Origin of the sequence: Arthrobacter sp. 2YAF22_2 (assembly GCF_052114645.1) — a bacterium.
In the GTDB taxonomy this organism is placed as follows: domain Bacteria; phylum Actinomycetota; class Actinomycetes; order Actinomycetales; family Micrococcaceae; genus Arthrobacter.
Genome location: NZ_JBFRFD010000448.1, coordinates 1 through 3058, shown reverse-complemented (window position 1 = coordinate 3058; position 3058 = coordinate 1). Strand labels below are relative to the sequence as shown.

At 69.3% G+C, this 3058-nt stretch carries 4 protein-coding genes; all 4 read left to right on the top strand.

Annotated elements, in window-relative coordinates:
* The first annotated feature begins 81 nt into the window (after nucleotides 1–81).
* Genes clpS through AB4Y86_RS15620 form a run of 4 tightly spaced genes read left to right on the top strand, consistent with a single transcriptional unit; the run spans nucleotide 82 to nucleotide 2936 of the window.
* The gene (gene clpS, locus AB4Y86_RS15635; protein ID WP_441403104.1) at nucleotides 82–465 is read left to right on the top strand and encodes an ATP-dependent Clp protease adapter ClpS; all 384 of its coding nucleotides are present in this window, start codon (nucleotides 82–84) and stop codon (nucleotides 463–465) included.
* A complete protein-coding gene (locus AB4Y86_RS15630; protein ID WP_441403103.1) occupies nucleotides 458–1018 on the top strand; it encodes a DUF2017 domain-containing protein in 561 nt (186 codons plus the stop codon). The genes clpS and AB4Y86_RS15630 overlap by 8 nt, the downstream gene beginning before the upstream one ends.
* A 53-nt stretch (nucleotides 1019–1071) precedes the next feature.
* Nucleotides 1072–2142: a glutamate racemase gene (gene murI / locus AB4Y86_RS15625; protein WP_441403102.1), complete on the top strand. Its 1071-nt coding sequence runs from the start codon at nucleotides 1072–1074 to the stop codon at nucleotides 2140–2142.
* Entirely contained in the window at nucleotides 2139–2936 is a 798-nt protein-coding gene (locus AB4Y86_RS15620; RefSeq protein ID WP_441403101.1) for an MBL fold metallo-hydrolase, read from the top strand. The genes murI and AB4Y86_RS15620 overlap by 4 nt, the downstream gene beginning before the upstream one ends.
* Nucleotides 2937–3058: the final 122 nt, after the last annotated feature.

Here is a 3058-nt window from a genome sequence, read left to right as displayed (position 1 = left end):
CACCCACCGGCTCCCTCGTCTCGCTTCGCTTCGCCGTGGGGCCCTCGCCGGCGTGGGCCCACCTCCCCATAGAATGGACAGATGACCCTCAGCGTTGCGCTCGGCCCTGACACCCAGGAGAGCACCCAGACCGGAACAGCGGCGTCGACCGACGTCCTGACCGCCCCGGACATCCCTTGGAACCTCGTGATCTGGAACGATCCGGTGAACCTGATGAGCTATGTGAGCTACGTGTTCCGCAGCTACTTCGGCTATTCCGAGGCGAAGGCCAACAAGCTCATGCTGGAGGTCCACAAGAAGGGCCGGTCGATCGTGGCGCACGGCAGCAAGGAACAGGTCGAGCAGCACGCGGTGGCGATGCACGGCTACGGCCTGTGGGCCACCGTGGAGAAGGCCAGCGGCGGCCCCGGCGGCGGCCGATCGGGCGGTACCGGATCGGGCAAGGGCAAGGGAAAACGTGGCTAAGGCATTTAAATATGGGCTCAAGGGCATCACGGGCTACCTGGAGCCGGCCGAACGGGACCTGCTGCGCAGCCTCTTCGACGACGTCATCTCCATGCTGGAGCCGGCGGAACGGGCCAACCAGGATCCGCTGGCCGCGCTCGTCGGACTCGACAGCGAGGCCCGGGAGCCGTCCGACCGCGCTCTGAAGCGCCTGCTGCCCAACGTCATGAAGGACGACGACGCGGCCTCCCTCGAGTTCCGCCGCTACACCGAGCGCTCGCTGCGGGAGAGCAAGATCGGCGCGTTGAGGGCGGCGGCCCTGGGCCTGGACAAGGAGGAGCTGGTGCTGACCCCGGCCGACGCCCGGCACTGGTCCACCGCGCTCAACGACATCCGGCTGGTGCTAGCCGAACGCCTCGACATCCGGGACGACGCCGACGCCGAGCACGTCCACCGGATGCAGGACTGGTCGCAGGCCGAGGACGTGGAAAGCTACCTGGCCCTCGTCTACAACTTCACCACCTGGCTGCAGGAATCCCTGGTCCAGGCGATGCTGGCCTCGCTCGAGGCGTAAGGGCAGCGGCGCCGCTTGTGACCGATGAGACACGAGTTGCTCGCCACAATGTGATGGCTGCACCTGCGGCGAAGCCCTATCCTCGAATAATCATGACTTCAGCATCGAGCACGGATCCGACAGCGGACGCTGCCGCGGAGACCGCAGCGGACAGGGCCGGGAATTCCGGGCTCGGGGAGCGCCCGATCGGCGTCTTTGATTCCGGCGTCGGCGGCCTGACCGTGGCGCGGTCCATCATCGACCAGCTGCCCAACGAATCCATCCTCTATGTGGGCGACACCGCGCACGGACCCTACGGGCCGCTGCCCATCGCCGAGGTCCGCGCCAATGCGCTGGGCGTGATGGACGAACTGGTGGATTCCGGCGTCAAGCTGCTCACCATCGCCTGCAACTCGGCGTCCGCCGCCGTGCTCCGCGACGCCCGCGAACGTTACACCGCCCGGTACGGCATCCCGGTGATCGAAGTGATCCAGCCGGCCGTGCGGCGGGCCGTGGCCGCCACCCGCAGCGGCCGGATCGGAGTGCTGGGCACCTCCGCCACCATCGGCTCCCGCGCCTACGAGGACACCTTCGCGGCGGCGCCGGACCTGGACATCACCTCCGTGGCGTGTCCGGCGTTCGTGCCCTACGTGGAGGCCGGCATCACCACCGGCCCCGAACTCCTCGCCGTCGCCCGCGAATACCTGGCACCGCTCACGGCCGCCGGGGTGGACACCGTGGTGCTGGGCTGCACCCACTACCCGCTGCTTACCGGGGTGATCTCCTTCGTCCTGGGCGAGGAGGTCACGCTGGTGTCCAGCGCCGAAGAAACCGCCAAGGATGTCTACCGTGCGCTGGCCTCCCGCGGCCTGGAGCGCACCAGCGCCGCCGCCCCGGAACACAATTTCATCGCCACCGGGGATGCCGCGCAGTTCGAGCACCTGGCCCGCCGCTTCCTCGGCCCGGAAGTCCTCAGCGTGCGCCATGTGGACCACGTCGCCGCGCAGTACCCCACCGGCAGCCTTGCCCGGATCACGCCGGAAATGATCGCCGCGGCCCAGGCCGCCGCCGGCCGGCCCCGGATCTCCAACTTTGTCGCCACCGATCGGCCGCGGCTGACCGGCCTGCGCGGGACCGGCCTGTGAAGCTGACCATTGTCGGGTGCACCGGATCCTTTCCCGGCCCCGGCTCGCCGGCGTCGTGCTACCTGCTGACAGCGCACGACGGCGAGCGGCGCTGGAAGATCGTGCTGGACCTGGGCAGCGGCGCGCTCGGCGCCATCCAGCGGTACACCGACCTCGAGGACATCGACGGGATCTTCCTGACTCACCTGCACCCGGACCACTGCATGGACCTGTGCGGACTGCACGTTGCGGTGCGCTGGAAGCCGGGCGGCTGGGGCGGCGGCCGGATACCGGTCTGGGGGCCCGCCGCCACCGCGGACCGGATGGCGACCGCTTACGGGCTGGACCTGGACCCGGGCATGCACGAGGAATTCGACTTCAGTAACTGGTCCGAGCGCAAGCCCGTGGCCATGGGCCCTTTCACCGTCACCCCGTACGCGGTGAACCACCCCGTCGAGGAGGCCTATGCGCTGCGCGTGGAGGTCACCGAGCCGGACATGGACGGCACACCCGTCACCCGTGTGCTGAGCTATTCCGGTGACACCGACTCGTGCCTCGRCCTCGAGGACGCCGCCCAGGGCGCGGACCTGTTCCTCTGCGAGGCGGCCTTCGAGGAGGGCCGGGACGACGCCATCAAGGACGTGCACCTGACGGGCAGGCGCGCCGGCGAGGCGGCAGTCGCCGCCGGGGCGCGGCGGCTGCTGCTGACCCACATCCCGGTCTGGACTTCCCCGACCACCGTGCTGGCCGAAGCCAAGGAAGTCTTCGGCCAGCACGTGGCCGTCGCCGTCGCCGGCGTGCACTACACCGTCTGAGCGGCAGCCCCCAGTAGGACCCTCCCTCACGTTTCGCAGGAAATCCGCAGGCCCTCCCTCACGTTTCGCAGGAATTCCGGCGATCCTCCCTCACCCGATCTGAGGGAGGGTCGGGTGTGGGG

Excerpts from the sequence above, each read along its gene's own strand:
- murI (WP_441403102.1), top strand. The coding sequence starts at position 1,072 with ATGGCTGCACCTGCGGCGAAGCCCTATCCTCGAATAATCATGACTTCA.
- clpS (WP_441403104.1), top strand. The coding sequence starts at position 82 with ATGACCCTCAGCGTTGCGCTCGGCCCTGACACCCAGGAGAGCACCCAG.